13 protein-coding genes and 2 pseudogenes are annotated in these 15,664 nt (G+C 71.8%); 7 read left to right on the top strand and 8 right to left on the bottom strand.

Translation table 11 applies throughout. The features are described from left to right. Positions 1–42 precede the first annotated feature (42 nt). Positions 43–1,491, bottom strand: a complete 1,449-nt coding sequence (locus H8R17_RS26255) for a cation:dicarboxylate symporter family transporter (RefSeq protein ID WP_187825681.1) — start codon at positions 1,489–1,491, stop codon at positions 43–45. 294 nt (positions 1,492–1,785) lie between these two features. Then, positions 1,786–2,166: pseudogene (locus H8R17_RS26250) on the bottom strand (peptide-N4-asparagine amidase); the annotation flags it as partial. A 387-nt stretch (positions 2,167–2,553) separates the two neighbouring features. On the opposite strand from H8R17_RS26250, the gene H8R17_RS26245 reads away from it, so the two are divergent. The 4 genes from H8R17_RS26245 (at position 2,554) to H8R17_RS26230 (ending at position 7,433) form a co-directional block, all read left to right on the top strand. Then, the gene (locus H8R17_RS26245) at positions 2,554–4,377 is read left to right on the top strand and encodes an ABC transporter ATP-binding protein (RefSeq protein ID WP_187825680.1); all 1,824 of its coding nucleotides are present in this window, start codon (positions 2,554–2,556) and stop codon (positions 4,375–4,377) included. After that, the gene (locus H8R17_RS26240) at positions 4,374–6,191 is read left to right on the top strand and encodes an ABC transporter ATP-binding protein (protein WP_187825679.1); all 1,818 of its coding nucleotides are present in this window, start codon (positions 4,374–4,376) and stop codon (positions 6,189–6,191) included. Before H8R17_RS26245 ends, H8R17_RS26240 begins: the two co-directional genes overlap by 4 nt. A 445-nt stretch (positions 6,192–6,636) precedes the next feature. Beyond that, entirely contained in the window at positions 6,637–7,107 is a 471-nt protein-coding gene (locus H8R17_RS26235; protein ID WP_187825678.1) for a DUF5709 domain-containing protein, read from the top strand. A gap of 50 nt (positions 7,108–7,157) precedes the next feature. Further along, positions 7,158–7,433 carry a type B 50S ribosomal protein L31 gene (locus H8R17_RS26230; protein WP_187825677.1) on the top strand — a complete coding sequence of 92 codons (276 nt, stop codon included), beginning with the start codon at positions 7,158–7,160 and terminating at the stop codon, positions 7,431–7,433. A gap of 201 nt (positions 7,434–7,634) precedes the next feature. Here H8R17_RS26230 and H8R17_RS26225 read toward each other — a convergent pair whose 3' ends face one another. Continuing rightward, positions 7,635–8,429 (bottom strand): metal-dependent hydrolase, encoded by a 795-nt coding sequence (locus H8R17_RS26225; protein WP_187825676.1) that lies wholly within the window; start codon positions 8,427–8,429, stop codon positions 7,635–7,637. A gap of 145 nt (positions 8,430–8,574) precedes the next feature. Here H8R17_RS26225 and H8R17_RS26220 point away from each other — a divergent pair, with 145 nt between their 5' ends. Both H8R17_RS26220 and H8R17_RS26215 read left to right on the top strand, forming a co-directional pair. Beyond that, positions 8,575–11,088: an RNA helicase gene (locus H8R17_RS26220; RefSeq protein WP_187825675.1), complete on the top strand. Its 2,514-nt coding sequence runs from the start codon at positions 8,575–8,577 to the stop codon at positions 11,086–11,088. Positions 11,089–11,107: 19 nt separating this feature from the next. Beyond that, entirely contained in the window at positions 11,108–11,977 is an 870-nt protein-coding gene (locus H8R17_RS26215; protein WP_187825674.1) for an acyl-CoA thioesterase II, read from the top strand. Positions 11,978–12,159: 182 nt separating this feature from the next. Here the strand turns inward: H8R17_RS26215 and H8R17_RS26210 are convergent, their stop codons facing one another. The 4 genes from H8R17_RS26210 to H8R17_RS26195 form a co-directional block, all read right to left on the bottom strand. Continuing rightward, positions 12,160–12,813, bottom strand: a complete 654-nt coding sequence (locus H8R17_RS26210; protein ID WP_187825673.1) for a MarR family winged helix-turn-helix transcriptional regulator — start codon at positions 12,811–12,813, stop codon at positions 12,160–12,162. A gap of 238 nt (positions 12,814–13,051) precedes the next feature. Further along, positions 13,052–13,282: a hypothetical protein gene (locus tag H8R17_RS26205; RefSeq protein WP_187825672.1), complete on the bottom strand. Its 231-nt coding sequence runs from the start codon at positions 13,280–13,282 to the stop codon at positions 13,052–13,054. A 98-nt stretch (positions 13,283–13,380) separates the two neighbouring features. Beyond that, entirely contained in the window at positions 13,381–14,358 is a 978-nt protein-coding gene (locus H8R17_RS26200; RefSeq protein WP_187825671.1) for a DUF6397 family protein, read from the bottom strand. A gap of 126 nt (positions 14,359–14,484) precedes the next feature. Continuing rightward, positions 14,485–14,898, bottom strand: a complete 414-nt coding sequence (locus H8R17_RS26195) for a roadblock/LC7 domain-containing protein (protein WP_187825670.1) — start codon at positions 14,896–14,898, stop codon at positions 14,485–14,487. 102 nt (positions 14,899–15,000) lie between these two features. On the opposite strand from H8R17_RS26195, the gene H8R17_RS26190 reads away from it, so the two are divergent. Then, positions 15,001–15,429 carry a PPOX class F420-dependent oxidoreductase gene (locus H8R17_RS26190; protein WP_187825669.1) on the top strand — a complete coding sequence of 143 codons (429 nt, stop codon included), beginning with the start codon at positions 15,001–15,003 and terminating at the stop codon, positions 15,427–15,429. Between the two features lie 16 nt (positions 15,430–15,445). On the opposite strand, the pseudogene H8R17_RS49410 reads toward H8R17_RS26190, so the two are convergent. After that, a pseudogene (locus tag H8R17_RS49410) lies at positions 15,446–15,664 on the bottom strand (ATP-binding protein); the annotation flags it as partial.

Genomic DNA, 15,664 nt, shown 5'->3' with positions numbered 1-15,664 from the left:
GGCGCGGCGCCCACGGCCGTGACGGGACCCGGGAGGGTGGCGTCAGCCGGTTTCGGAGGCGGGCGCCTTGGAGGACTGGGCGGGGACTCCGGCCGACGAGACTTCCACCGGCGATTCGGTGGCCGTTTCCGGGGTGGCCGCCTCCGGGGACTTGGCGGCGGGCCCGGGCTCGCCGGCCTCCGGCTCGTCCGGCGCCGGTACGTCCCCGCCGTTCAGGGTCTTCTTCGCGCGGTCGATGTCCAGCGCGCCCTCCCAGCGGGAGACGGCGAAGACGGCGACGCAGTTGCCGAGCAGGTTGGTGACGACGCGCATCGAGTCCATGATGCGGTCCACGCCGAGCAGCAGGGCGACCGCGCCGGCCGGGAGCACGCCGAGCGAGGAGGCGGTCGCGGACAGGGCGAGGAAGGCCGAGCCGGGGATGCCCGCCATTCCCTTGCTGGTCAGCATCAGTACCAGGACCACGGTGATCTGCTGGCCGATGCTGAGGTCCACGCCCACGGCCTGAGCGATGAACACCACGCTGATGGACAGGTAGAGCGAGGCACCGTCGAGGTTAAAGGAGTAACCCGTCGGCAGCACCAGACCCACGGCGTCGTCGCGGGCGCCGGACCGGCGCAGTTTCTGCATCACGCGCGGCATCACGGACTCGGTGGACGCGGTGCCGAGCGCGAGCAGCATCTCCTCGCGGATGTAGCGGAGGAACTTCCACAGGCTGAGTCCGGTGACGACCTTGAGGGCGACCGCGAGGAGCGCCACGAAGAGCGCGGCGGCCGCGTAGCACAGGATGATGAGTTTGGCGTACGTCTCCATCACGCCGAGGCCGTACTGGCCCACCAGGTGGGCCATCGCGCCGAACACGGCGAGCGGCGCGAGGCGCATGATGAAGCCGACGATCGCGAAGATGACGTCCTGGGCCTGTTCGATCGCGGGCAGGACCTTCGGCACCTTGGTGTGTCCAAGGTGCAGCAGGGCCGCGCCCACCAGGCAGGCCAGGATCAGCACCTGGAGCAGCTCGTTCTCGGCGAAGGCGCCGATAAAACTCTGGGGCAGCGCGTTGAGGACGAAATCGGTCGTCGAGGGCAGATGGCCGCCGCCCGTCTGCGCGTCGACCGCCGCGGCGTCGAGCGAGCCGGGGTCGACGTTCATGCCGTGGCCGGGTGCGACGAGGTTGGCGGCGAGCAGACCGACGATCAGGGCGACCGTGGACGCGACCTCGAACCAGATCAGGGCCTTGAGCCCGATCCGCCCGAAGGCCTTCAGATCGCCGGCCTTGGCGATGCCGACCACGACCACACAAAAGACGAGCGGTGAGATCACCGTCTTGATCAGGCGCATGAAACCGTCGCCGAGCGGCTGGAAGGCCGTGGCCGCGTCCGGCCACAGCTTTCCGACGACGATACCCAGCACGAGGGCGCAGGCGACCTGCGCGAAGAGAGAGGTACGCAGTATGCGTGCGACGCGTCGTGGCAGGGGCGGTACGGACGGCGGCACGGGAACTCCTTGGGGACGGTCCAACGCGGAAGCCGACATGGACTTCTGCAATACGGAAGTCGACTTCCGCGCGAATACTCTGGAGGAGTTGTTGATCCCGCACAATGCCTGCGCGTTGCATCTGTGTAAATCAACCGAGTGATGCGTCGCGCACCACGCGGCTCAGCAGCCGCCGCGGTCCTCCGTGAGTACGCCCTGCACGGTGGTCAGCGTGCGCTCGTAGCAGCCGTGCGAGCCGTGCAGCCGGTAGCGCTCGCTCGTCGTCCCGACCGCGTGCCGCTGGTCCCGCGGGATCTCGACCGACCACTCGATGCCGTCGGGCGAGGGCTGCGGGGTCGACGTACGGAACACCTCGACGCCGCCGACTTGCACGTAGCCGAGGCGGTCGAACTGCCGTCCCTTGACGTTGCCGTCGAGCCGCAGCACCACCTTGCTCCACCGGTCGCCGCAGCCACGCGGGGGTGTGTAGCGACCCTTGTACGGCGTGAAGTCCCTGAACTGTGCCTTGGCGAGGGCCACTTGGCACGACCTGGTATCCGGCCTGGCGACCGGTGGGGCGGCCGTGACGGGGTCGTGCCAGTCGGTGCCGAACTCGGCGGGGACATCGGCCGCTCGGGCGGGACTCGGTCCCAGGAGGGTGCTCGCCAGCAGGGTCACTCCGGCAAGCATGGACATGACGATCTGTCTCTTCCTGGCCGGTGTTCTACGGGGAGTTGCCCTCCTCCGCAATGAGTACCGGGCGAGTGCCAGGCCTTCAGGTCGGCCCTGTCCCCCATCACCACCACGGGATGCCGATCCGGGTCGAGCGTGCGCAGCAGGTACCGCATCGCCGCCTTGGACACACTGACGCAGGCCGACGTACCGCCTCGCACCGCGCCCCCGACGGGTGCGGCGGGGGCGGGGGTTGGGCGGATGTCAGCCGGTTCTGCGCGGTCCGGCGGAAAACCGTTTGCCTTTGAGCACGCTACGACGCGAACCTGTCACGGTTTGTTGCCCACGACGGGCCTGCCCCCTCCCCCTCCCTGACAACTCCTCCGACCTGACACGAGCCACTGGGACGTCATGCAGATTCAAGACCTTCCGTATCCCGACCCGGGTGTGCCGGACGCGCGCTCGGGTCCCCGATTCCTGCGGTGGCTCTTCCGGAACCAGCTGGGCGGGCAGCTCAAGTCGCTGGCCTGGGGACTGCTGCACTTCGTCTCCGTGTCCTCGCTGCCGTTCTGCGTGGGCATCGCCGTGCAGGCCGTCGTCGACCGCTCGGGAGCCCGGCTCGCGCTGGCGGGCGGCCTGCTGACGCTGGCCTGCATCGGCAACGCCGTCGGCGACACCTTCCTGCACCGCACCGCCGTCACCAACTGGATCACGGCCGCCGCCCGCGTCCAGCAGCTGCTCGCCCGCAAGGCCGCCCACCTGGGCTCCGCGCTGACCCGCCGGGTAGCGGCCGGTGAGGTGGTGGCCGTGTCCACCGGTGACGTGGAGAAGATCGGCTGGTTCGTGGAGGCCGTGTCGCGGTTCACCGCGGCCGTGGTCACCCTCGTCCTGGTCTGCGTCGGCCTGCTCGTCTACCAGCCGGCGCTCGGCGTGGTCGTAGCCGTCGGCCTGCCCGTGCTGGCGGTGGCGGTGCTGCCGCTGCTGCCCCGCGCCACGCGGCGCGCCGACATCCAGCGCGAGAAGGCGGGCCGTGCCACCGAACTGGCCTCGGACACCGTCGCCGGACTGCGCGTGCTGCGCGGCATCGGCGGCGAGGAGCTGTTCCTCGACCGCTACCGCCGCGCCTCCCAGGAGGTCCGGCACGCCGCCGTGCGCAGTGCCCGGATGTGGTCCCTGATCTCCGCGATCCAGGTACTGCTGCCGGGCCTGCTGCTCATCGCGGTGGTCTGGCACGGCGTGCACCTGGCCCGACAGGGCCGGATCTCCGTCGGCGAACTGGTCACCGTCTACAGCTCGGTGATGATCCTCACCTACCCTCTGCGGCACTTCGAGGAGATCGCCATGGCGTACTCCTTCTCGCGCCCCTCGGCCAAGCGGGCCGCGCGTGTGCTGTCGCTGGAGCGGGCCACCGACGCGGACGGCTCGCGCGCGGCCGGGCTGCCGGCCGGAGACCTGTACGACCCGGCGAGCGGTCTGCTCGCGCCCGCACGCACGCTCACCGCCGTGGTGTGCGGCGACCCGGACGCAGCGGGCCTGCTGGCGGAGCGGCTGGGCGGGCACCCCGCCGAGGAGAGCCCGTCGGTGCTGCTCGGCGGCGTGCCGCTGGACGAACTGCCGCTGGACAGCGCCCGCACGGCCGTCCTCGTCCAGGACAAGGACCCGGTGCTGCTCTCCGGCACGCTGCGCGACCTGCTCGACGTGCCCGCGTCGGGCGATGTCGACGCGAGGGACGCGCTGGCCGCCGCGCAGGGCGGGGACGTGCTCGCGGCGCTCGTCGAGGGCTCGCTGGACGCCGGGGACCCGATGGACGCGCGGATCTCCGAACGCGGCCGGTCCCTGTCCGGCGGCCAGCGCCAGCGGCTTGCCCTGGCCCGGTCGCTGATCACGGACCCGGAGGTGCTCGTCCTGGACGAGCCGACCTCGGCCGTCGACTCGCACACCGAGGCGCGGATCGCAGAGGGCGTGCGGGACCTGCGGGCGGGGCGCACGACGGTGATGTTCACCTCCTCCCCGCTGCTGCTGGACCGCGCGGACCGGGTCGCCTTCCTGCACGACGGCGAGGTCGCGGCGGTCGGCGCCCACCGCGAACTGCTGCGCACCGAGCCCCGGTACCGGGCCGTGGTGACCCGCGAGACCGACGACGAGGCCACGGCGGCCGAACGGGCCGCCCTCAACGGCCTCCGGAAAGACAACGGCGTACTGGAAGAACTCGAAGAGATCGAGGAGACCGCATGATCGGCGTGGCGCCACCGGCGTACGACCCGGCGGCCCCGACGACGGCGCACACCCTGCCCGTCGGCGCCCCAGCGACCGTACGCGCGTACGTGGCCGAACTGTTCCGCAGGCACCGCCGTGCGTTCCTGGTCCTCATCGCCGTCAACACGGTCGCCGTGGTCGCCTCGATGGCGGGGCCCTGGCTGCTCGGCGATCTCGTCGAGCGGGTGTCGGACGGCGCGCGGGAACTCCGTCTGGAGCGCACCGCCGCCCTGTTCGTGCTCGCGCTGCTCGTCCAGGCCGCGTTCGTCCGCCAGGTGCGGCTGCGCGGCGCGATGCTCGGCGAGCGGATGCTGGCCGACCTTCGCGAGGACTTCCTCGTGCGGTCGGTCGGGCTGCCGCCCGGCGTGCTGGAGCGGGCCGGGACGGGCGACCTGCTGTCCCGGATCACCACGGACATCGACCGGCTCGCCAACGCGATGCGCGAGGCCGTGCCGCAGCTGGCGATCGGCGTGGTGTGGGCGGCGCTGCTGCTGGGCGGGCTGGTCGCCATGGTGCCGCCGCTGGGCGCCGCCGTGCTGCTCGCGGTGCCGCTGCTGGTGATCGGCTGCCGCTGGTACTTCAAGCGGGCGCCGTCCGCCTACCGCTCGGAGGCCGCCGGGTACGCCGCCGTGGCCGCCGCGCTCGCCGAGACCGTGGACGCCGGGCGCACCGTCGAGGCCCATCGGCTGGGCAGGCGGCGGATCGAGCTGTCCGAGCGCCGTATCCAGGAATGGACCGCTTGGGAGAGGTACACGCTCTGGCTGCGGTCGATACTGTTCCCGGTCATCAACGTCACCCACGTGACCGTGCTCGCCTCGGTCCTGATGGTCGGCGGAGTGTTCGTGCTCCAGGGCTGGATCGGGGTGGGCCAGCTGACCACGGGCGCGTTGATCGCGCAGATGCTGGTCGATCCGGTGAACCTGATCCTCAGGTGGTACGACGAGCTGCAGGTGGCCCAGGTGTCGCTGGCCCGGCTGGTCGGGGTGCGGGACATCGAGCCGGACGCCGGTGACGCCTCGCTGGACCCCGACGGGCGCGACGTGCTCGCCGACCGGGTGCACTTCGGATACCGGGAGGGCGTGGACGTCCTGCGCAAGGTGTCCCTGGAGGTCGCCCCCGGCACCCGGCTGGCGCTGGTCGGCCCCTCGGGCGCGGGCAAGTCCACGCTGGGCAGGCTGCTCGCCGGGATCTACGCGCCCCGGGCCGGGCGGATCACCCTCGGCAGCGCGGAGCTGTCCCGGATGACCGCCGAACGGGTCCGCTCCCACGTGGCCCTCGTCAACCAGGAGCACCACGTCTTCGTCGGCTCCCTGCGCGACAACCTCCGGCTGGCCCTCCCCCACTCTCGGCTTCGCTCGAGCGGGGGGACCCCCATCGACGCGGCCGACGCCGAGCTGTGGGCAGCGCTGGGCGCCGTCGACGCGGACGGCTGGGCCCGGGCGCTCGACGACGGCCTGGACACCGAGGTCGGTTCGGGCGGGCTGACGCTCACCCCGGCCCAGGCCCAGCAGATCGCCCTGGCCCGCCTCGTGCTGGCCGACCCGCACACGCTGGTGCTGGACGAGGCGACGTCCCTGCTCGACCCGCGCGCGGCACGTCACCTGGAGCGGTCCCTGGCCAGGGTCCTCGACGGCCGCACCGTGGTCGCCATCGCCCACCGCCTGCACACCGCCCACGACGCCGACGTCATCGCCGTCGTCGAGAACGGCCGGATCAGCGAACTGGGCAGCCATGAGGAGCTGGTCGCAGCCGACGGGGCGTACGCGGCGCTGTGGCGGTCGTGGCACGGGTGACGACAGCGTCCGCCGTGCCATGACCGAGGGCGTCCGCGGCTGAGGCAACGGGGGTATCTGTGGCGCGGTGGACGGCGGCGTCCCGCTGCGGGCACCGTGGACGATTTCCCCAGTGCAGGCGCCGGGGGTGCAGTGGCGCGGTGGGCGGCGTCTCCGGCACCGGAGGGCCGAGCGGCCTGCGTGTAGTGACCACGGCGGGCCGCATGATCGGTCCGGAGCCGGCCGTCCGGGCCCGGGGCGGACCGGGCACACCGCTCGCCGGGCCGGGCCCGTGGCGTTGCGCGGTCCCGAACCGGGGTGGAAGGCTGGGGAGTGGCACCGGCTCGGGGAACACCCGGGAACCATGCGGTTCGGTCCCGAGCGACGCCTGTGCCCCGTGCAGCGGCGGCCGGCGGGCCGCGGTGAGAACGGGCCCGTCCACACCTCCCACCCCCTGGAGGTACCCGTGAACAGCGCCGACGGATGGGCAGACGACGTCTACCAGCCCGACGCCTCCGAGCAGCGGGAGGACACCGGCGTGCTCGACTCCGAGGACACGCTGGAGTACGACGGTGTCGATGATCCCCTCGACCGTGGCTGGTCGCCTCCGGAGAGACCGTGGGCCGTGCAGCACGTCGGCGTGACGGCCGCGGAGCGCCTGCGGGGCGAGACGCTGGACCAGCGGCTCGACGAGGAGCTGCCGGATCTCGTCGCGCCCGACGGGGACGGCCTCGGCGACGTCGAGGGCACCGACGGCGAACTGCTGGACAACGAGGTCGGCGCCGTGCGCTCCGGCCGACTCGTGGCACCCGACGAGGGGGCGCACGAGGACGAGGAGCCCGCACTCCTCGCCCGGGACGTGGGCATCGACGGCGCGGCCGCCTCCGCCGAGGAGGCCGCGATGCACATCGTCGACGAGGACACCCTGTCGGGCTGACCCGCCCTCACCGCGCCGCGGCCCGACCCGTGCCGTTACGAGGAGCAGCCATGCAGCAGGACACGCACCCCGACTACCACCCTGTCGTCTTCCGTGACCGCGCCGCCGGGTACGCCTTCCTGACCCGGTCCACCGCGGCCGGCGACCAGACCATCGAGTGGGACGACGGCGAGACCTACCCGGTGGTGGATGTGGAGATCTCCTCGGAGAGCCACCCCTTCTACACGGGCAAGGCCAGGACGGTGGACTCGGAGGGGCGCGTGGCCCGGTTCGAGCGGCGGTACGGCGGCGGCGCGGGGCAGGACTCCGGCGGTGGGGCGGCCTGAGACCGTCCGGCGGCGGGCCAGGCGAGCCCCGGTCCGGCAGCAGGCCGGCCTGGGCCCGGTCCGGCAACGGGGTCGGCCCGGGCGCCGGCCCGGCACCGGCCCCGATGTGGCCGGTACGGCGTGCGGGCACGAGGCGTAGAGGGCGTCAGTCCCGTACGGACCTCATCAGTACGTACAGACCTCATCAGTCCCGCGCGGCCCTCAGATGACGCCCAGCGCCGCGGCGCAGCCCACTCCCCCGAGCAGCATGAACGCCGGCATCAGCACCTTCAGCTCGATCCAGCTGCCCGCCCGGAACCGCATCGGCTTCGGCGGCCCGACGGGGTACCAGCGCTTGTTGCCCACCGGGATCGGCCACAGGATCGGGCAGCCGGAGACGGTCAGCGCGTCCCCGATGTCGTGCACCAGCGCGCCCAGCACCACCGGCAGCCCCAGCCACAGGTACTCCTGGCCCGGCGCCGTGAACAGCCAGTCCGCGCCGCCCTCCGGCTTGTCCAGGACACCCGCGAGGATCCACGCGGTGGCCGCGGCCAGCAGCCACACCAGCACGTCGCTGCTGGAGCCGCGGGTCGCCCGCCACAGCAGGCCCTCGATGGCCAGCACCATGTGCACGAAGAGGACCGCCAGCACCCCCCAGCGGTCGCCGGTGAGCGCCACGGCCGAGGTGCCGGCGCCGATCAGCACGGCCCACAGCCAGGTGTGCGTGAGCGTGCGGTGCCCACCGGAGCGGCGCGGGTCGCCCTGCTTCTTGGTGCCCTTGTAGACGGCGTACGACAGCTTGTCGACGACCTCGCACAGCCCGCGCGACAGCGGCCCGAAGGCCCGCGAGATGGTGGCCGCCTTGTGGTCGAGGTCCGGGGCGAGAGCGGCACCGGCGCAGATCAGGGCGCCGGACAGCAGGACCGGCCAGGGCATCGGGTGCCCGGCCGCGGCGGCTGCCGCGCCGGCGCCGAGCCAGGCGGCGGCGCCCGACAGTGAGTGTGCTGGTCCCATCATCGCCGTTGCCCGCCCCATTCCTCGTGTGCCGCTGTCCAGTTGACCGGCCGCGTTGACGCTCCGTCGGCGACACAGCGTAGCGTTCGCGATCTTCGGCTCCGCATCCGATTCCCGTCTCGGGCGGGCGGACAGGCAAGATGGGGGCGTGACCCTCATCGATCAGCTGCCGACGACCGCCGACCCCGACGCCCTGTACGAAGCCTTCGAGTCGTGGTCCCAGGAGCGCGGTCTCACCCTCTACCCCCACCAGGAGGAGGCGCTGATCGAGGTGGTCTCCGGCGCGAACGTGATCGTGTCGACGCCCACCGGCTCCGGCAAGAGCATGATCGCGGCGGGTGCCCACTTCGCCGCGCTGGCCCGGGACGACGTCACCTTCTACACGGCCCCGATCAAGGCGCTGGTGTCGGAGAAGTTCTTCGAGCTGTGCAAACTCTTCGGCACCGAGAACGTCGGCATGCTGACCGGCGACGCGTCCGTGAACGCCGACGCGCCCGTCATCTGCTGCACCGCCGAGGTGCTCGCCTCGATCGCGCTGCGCGACGGCAGGAACGCGGACGTCGGCCAGGTCGTCATGGACGAGTTCCACTTCTACGCGGAGGGCGACCGCGGCTGGGCCTGGCAGATCCCGCTGCTGGAGCTGCCGCAGGCGCAGTTCGTCCTGATGTCGGCGACGCTCGGCGACGTCTCCTTCTTCGAGAAGGACCTCACCCGCCGCACCGGCCGCCCCACCGCCGTGGTCCGCTCGGCGACCCGGCCCGTGCCGCTGTCCTACGAGTACCGGCTCACCCCGCTCACCGAGACCCTCACCGACCTGCTGCAGAGCCAGCAGGCGCCGGTCTACATCGTGCACTTCACGCAGGCGCAGGCCGTGGAGCGGGCGCAGGCGCTGATGAGCATCAACATGTGCTCGCGCGAGGAGAAGGACCAGATCGCCGAACTGATCGGCAACTTCCGCTTCACCACCAAGTTCGGCCGCAACCTCTCCCGCTACGTCCGGCACGGCATCGGCGTCCACCACGCCGGCATGCTGCCCAAGTACCGGCGCCTGGTGGAGAAGCTCGCACAGGCCGGCCTGCTGAAGGTGATCTGCGGCACGGACACGCTCGGCGTCGGCGTCAACGTCCCCATCCGCACGGTGCTGTTCACGGCCCTGACCAAGTACGACGGCAGCCGGGTCCGCACGCTGCGCGCCCGTGAGTTCCACCAGATCGCGGGCCGCGCCGGGCGCGCGGGCTTCGACACGGCGGGCCTCGTCGTCGCGCAGGCCCCCGAGCACGTCATCGAGAACGAGAAGGCGCTCGCGAAGGCCGGCGAAGACCCGAAGAAGCGGCGCAAGGTTGTCCGCAAGAAGGCGCCCGAGGGGTTCGTCGGCTGGACGGACAAGACCTTCGAGAAGCTGATCGAGTCCGAGCCGGAGCCACTGACGTCCCGTTTCAGGGTGACGCACACCATGCTGCTGTCGGTGATCGCCCGGCCCGGCAACGCCTTCGAGGCGATGCGGCACCTGCTGGAGGACAACCACGAGCCGCGCAGGCAGCAGCTGCGGCACATCCGGCGGGCGATCGCGATCTACCGCTCGCTGCTGGACGGCGGCATCGTGGAGAAGCTGGACGCGCCGGACGCCCAGGGCCGGATCGTCCGCCTCACGGTCGACCTCCAGCAGGACTTCGCGCTCAACCAGCCGCTGTCCACGTTCGCACTGGCCGCGTTCGAGCTGCTGGACCCCGAGTCGCCGTCGTACGCCCTGGACATGGTGTCCGTGGTGGAGTCCACGCTGGACGACCCGCGGCAGATCCTCGCCGCCCAGCAGAACAAGGCCCGCGGCGAGGCCGTGGCCGCCATGAAGGCGGACGGCGTGGAGTACGAGGAGCGCATGGAGCGCCTCCAGGACATCACGTACCCCAAGCCCCTGGAGGAACTGCTCTTCCACGCGTACGACACCTACCGCAGGAGCCATCCCTGGGTGGGCGACCATCCGCTGTCGCCGAAGTCGGTCATCCGGGACATGTACGAACGGGCGATGTCCTTCACGGAGTTGGTGTCGCACTACGAGCTGGCGCGCACCGAGGGCATCGTGCTGCGCTACCTCGCCGGCGCTTACAAGACGCTGGAGCACACGATCCCCGACGACCTCAAGTCGGAGGACCTGCAGGACCTGATCGAGTGGCTGGGCGAGATGGTGCGCCAGGTCGACTCCAGTCTGCTGGACGAGTGGGAACAGCTCGCCAACCCGGAGGAGATGACCGCCGAGGAGGCGCAGGAGCAGGCCGACCAGGTCAAGCCGGTCACCACCAACACGCGCGCCTTCCGCGTCCTGGTCCGCAACGCCCTGTTCCGCCGGGTGGAGCTGGCCGCCCTCGACCAGGTCGACGAGCTGGGCGAGCTGGACGCCGAATCCGGCTGGGACGCCGAGGCCTGGGGCGAGGCGATGGACAAGTACTGGGAGGAGTACGACGACCTCGGCACCGGCCCCGACGCGCGCGGCCCCAAGCTGCTGATCATCGAGGAGGAGCCGCAGCACGGCCTGTGGCGCGTCCGGCAGATCTTCGACGACCCGAACGACGATCACGACTGGGGCATCAGCGCGGAGGTCGACCTCGCGGCCTCCGACGAGGAGAGCCGCGCGGTCGTCCGCGTCACCGACGTCGGCCAGCTGTGAGCACAGGAGGGTCCCGCCCATGACGAACGCCGCCGAGAAGCTCGTCGATCTGCTCGATCTGGAGCAGATCGAGGTCAACATCTTCCGTGGGCGCAGCCCGCAGGAGTCCCTCCAGCGGGTCTTCGGCGGTCAGGTGGCGGGCCAGGCGCTGGTCGCCGCGGGGCGCACCACGGAGGGCGACCGTCCGGTGCACTCGCTGCACGCCTACTTCCTGCGCCCGGGCCGGCCCGGCGTGCCGATCGTGTACCAGGTCGAACGGGTCCGCGACGGGCGGTCGTTCACCACCCGGCGGGTCACCGCCGTGCAGCAGGGCCGCACGATCTTCAATCTCACCGCCTCCTTCCACAAGCCCGAACAGGGCAGCTTCGAGCACCAGCTGCCGCCGGCCCGCAAGATCCCGGACCCGGAGTCCCTGCCGACGGTCACGGAGGAGATCCGGGAGCATCTGGGCACGCTCCCGGAGCAGTTGGAGCGGATGGCGCGCCGCCAGCCGTTCGACATCCGCTATGTGGACCGGCTGCGCTGGACGCCCGACGAGGTCGAGGGCGCCGAGCCGCGCAGCGCCGTGTGGATGCGCGCGGTCGGGCCGCTCGGCGACGACCCGCTCGTGCACACCTGCGCGCTGACGTACGCCAGCGACATGACCCTGCTGGACGCCGTCCGCATCCCGGTCGAACCCCTGTGGGGGCCGCGGGGCTTCGACATGGCGTCGCTGGACCACGCCATGTGGTTCCACCGGCCGTTCCGAGCGGACGACTGGCTCCTGTACGACCAGGAGTCCCCGATCGCGGTCGGGGGCCGCGGCCTGGCCCGCGGCCGGATCTACGACCGCGGGGGCGGGCTGGTCGTGTCGGTCGTGCAGGAGGGGCTCTTCCGCAAACTGGGCTGACTGGTCTTCCACCCGTTTCGAGGCCGGCGGGTCGCTCCGGTCCGAATGTCGTACTCCCGCATCCACCTGTCGAGGTGGAGGGCGGTCTCGAATGAGGGCCACTTCCACACCCAGGGCGGGTCTCCTCAGGTGGCATGAGGCGGCTGCCCCGGCGCCGGTCCCGCGAACGGCGGCGTCCCGGCTCAGCCCTGCCCCGGATGCTCGATGCCTTCGTGCCCCACGTGGGACACGCCCTGCACGTTGAGCTGTTCCTGCACGTCGACGAGCAGCTCGCGCAGCAGCTCGGCCAGTGCTTCGCGCCGCTCGGAGCCGAGGGATTCCACGAGCTGCGCCTCGCGGGCGAGCACTCGGTCGACCGTGCGTTCCACCAGCTCGTGCCCGGCCTCGGTCAGTTCGACCAGGACCGCGCGGCTGCGCCCGGGGGCGGGGCGGCGCATGACCAGTTCCTCGCGTTCGGCGCGCGCGACTCGCTGGGAGATCGCACCCGCGGTGACCAGGGAGCGCGCCGCGAGGTCCCGCGTGCTCATCGTGTATGGCGGCCCGCTGCGGCGCAGCGCGCTGAGCAGATCCAGGGTGGCCGGGTCGACCCCCGCCTCGGCCAGGACCCGCCGGCGATCGTCGCCGAAGTGCTTGGCGAGCTGCCAGATCCTCGTGACCACCCCGATGGAGTCCACCGGCGTCTGCGGTCGCTCCCGGCTCCAGGCGGCGGCGATGACGTCCGCCGGATCGTCCCCGGCGGGCCGTACCCGCGCGGGCCTCCCGGTCTCCGGCACGTCCGCTCCCGACGGTGTGCGGGCCGAGGCGTCGTCGCCCGCCGAGCCCTCATCGCCGACCATCTGGTGATCGTTTCGTTCCGATGTCCTCATGGGCCTTCCCCTCGGCCGGAGCCCTACTACATTTAGATCTAAATTTAGCGCTAAACAACTAGCCGTGCCAGCCTCGCACCGGCCGGCGGCGACCCGACGGCGGCCGGGGCCACGACCCCACGGTGCCGGAGCCCGGCGGCACAGCTGTCCCGGCACATCTTCCGACAACGCACCCTTCGACAACGAGCGGCTCTTCCTGGTCCCTCACCTACCACCTGCAGTCGGGCCTCGGGCTGACCCCGATGGCCGCGAGCCTGGTCTTCGTGCCGCTCGGCCTCGGATTCATCGCCGCCTCGGCCGCCTGCCGCAGGCTCGCCGCCCGGTTCGGCATCGGGGTGTCGGTGGCGGGCAGCCTCGTCATGGCGGCCGGTCTCGCCGCCGTGCCCGCCGTCACCGTGCTGGACCGCCCGCGCCAGGCCGTCCGGCTCGCGGTGGTCATGGGTGTCTCCGGGTTCGGACAAGGCCTGGTCGTCGCGCCGCTGGTGGACACCGTCCGCTGGAGACCCTTCCTGGATCGCCGGTGTGCGGATCGCCGCATCAGGAGCCTCTGCGGCGGAGCCAGCCGAGCAGACCATGCGGCCGTTCCGGCTCCTCGCGCCGATGGGACTCGTGCCGCGTGCGCGTGCGCTCCGGCTCGTCGGGCCCGTGTGTCTCGTGCACGTGGCCCCGTGTGTCTCGTGCACGTCGGGCCCGTGTGTCTCGTGCCGCCGTTCGGACGGGACCCGCCGGTGTGCGGTGGGGGCGTGGTGCGGGGCGGTGTGTGCGTGCCTCTTCCAGGGCTTGTGCCAGGTCGGCGCGCAGCCAGCCGATCTCGTCCGGGTGGTCGGCCGTCATGATCTTCTCGGCGGTGCGCGCGGCCGGTGAACCCGGGGCGCCGCGGGTGGGCGGCCCGGTCCGGAAACGGTTCAGGTGGGAGCGCTCGTAGGGATCCGGAACGAGTTCGGCGATCTGGACGGGGGCGAGGAAGGCGGCGAGCGCTCCGGCGCGTTGCCAGGGCCCCTCGGCCTGGCGCAACAGGAATCCCAGGTGCCGCCCCCGCCAGTTCCGGGGCCGCAGATCCAGGCCCCCGGCCAGCTGGTCCCGCAGCCGCTTCGGCGAACGCCCGGTCAGCAGCGGGGCGTTCTCCTCGCGGGCCGCGAACTGCCGTAGTTCGTAGGCGAGATACAACCAGACCACGGTCCGGTAGCGGTTCAGGTAAAAGCGCACCGGCACCACCAGCCCCAGCCGTGCCAGTCGGGTGAACCGCTCGGTCGACACCTCCATGAGGGCGGCGCCCCGCGTGGTGCCCACGGCGCTGACGCTCTCGCGCAGGGCCTCGGGGAAGCCGTCCCGCGCGCGCAGCCGGTCGATCTCGGCGCGGGCGACGCGGCGCCCGCCGCCCTCGTCGGGCAGGGTGCGGATGCGTCCGAGGTGGACGGCGAGGTCGAACTCGCCGCGCTTGAGGCCCAGTTCCCGTGCGGCGCGGCTCGGCGAGCAGGTGAGGTGGTCGAGCCGGGTGATGGTGTCGCCTGACATGGCCGGTCTCCCCCGTGGAGTCATCGGCTCACGCCCGGTGCGCGCGCCGTGAAAAGACCGTAACCGCTTCGGCACTCTCCGTGTCAGGCCTGTGGATAACTCTCCGCTAGGCGGCGAACGCGCAGGTCAGCTGTCCGCGGCCGGCGACCGTTCGGGCTGGCGGGCGTCCACGCCGAGGTGCTCGCCGACCCGGTTGACGAGCAGCGTCATCTCGTAGGCGATCTGCCCGATGTCGGCGTCGGCGCCGCTGAGGACGCACAGACAGCTGCCGGTCCCGGCCGCGGTGACGAAGAGCACCGCGTCGTCGAACTCGATCATCGTCTGGCGCACCCCGCCCGCGCCGAAGTGGCGTCCCGAGCCCTTGGCCAGGCTGTGCAGTCCGGAGGACACGGCGGCCAGATGCTCCGCGTCCTCGCGTCGCAGTCCTGTGCTCGCGCCCGTCACCAGACCGTCGTTGGACAGGACCAAGGCGTGCCGTACGTGTTCGACGCGTTCGGTCAGGTCGTCCAGCAGCCAGTCAAGTCCCTGGTTCTGCGCCATGTTCCGGCTCCCCGTGTGCTCCCCGTGTGGTGTCTCCTCCTGGCGGGAGGATCTCTGCCAGCCTTCCCCACGTGCGCGCCGCGGGCAAGGAGGATGGAGGGCATGGCACAGAAGATGACCGACACGGAATGGCGGGAGTTCGTCTCGGACGGCACCCGCACCGGAAAACTGTCCACCATCCGCGCCGACGGGAGTCCCCACGTGACGCCGATCTGGTTCCTGCTCGACGGGGACGAGGTGGTGTTCAACACCGGCAAGGACAGCGTGAAGGGACGCAATCTCGCCCGCGACGGCCGGGTCGCCCTGTGCGTGGACTACGACCGGCCGCCCTACTCCTTCGTGATACTGCGGGGCAGGGCCCGGTTGTCGGAGGACCTCGACGCGCTCCGGCACTGGGCCGCCCGCATCGGGGCCCGGTACATGGGCGAGGACCGCGCCGAGGAGTTCGGTGCGCGCAACGGCGTTCCGGGCGAACTCCTCGTCCGCGTCACGATCGACAAGGTGCTGACGGAGAGGGGCGTCGCCGAGTGAGCTGACGGTGCCGCCGTCAGCTCACGGAGTCGAGCAGCCGGGCGGTGTGCATCCGCCCGGCGTACTCGACGAGCCGGATCAGCACCTCCTTGCCCGAGTCGCGGTCGCGGGCGTCGCACAGCACGACGGGCGCGCCCTGGTCGAGGTCTAGGGCCAATGCCGTGTAGTTAGGGCTTGCCGGGAAACAAGCCGTGGCTTCGGGCCTTGGTCCTCGTTGTTGTGGTATGGGGAGACC

The sequence above is a fragment of the Streptomyces sp. TRM68367 genome (assembly GCF_014495685.1).
Lineage (GTDB): Bacteria > Actinomycetota > Actinomycetes > Streptomycetales > Streptomycetaceae > Streptomyces.
This window is presented reverse-complemented; position numbering and strand designations above follow the sequence as displayed.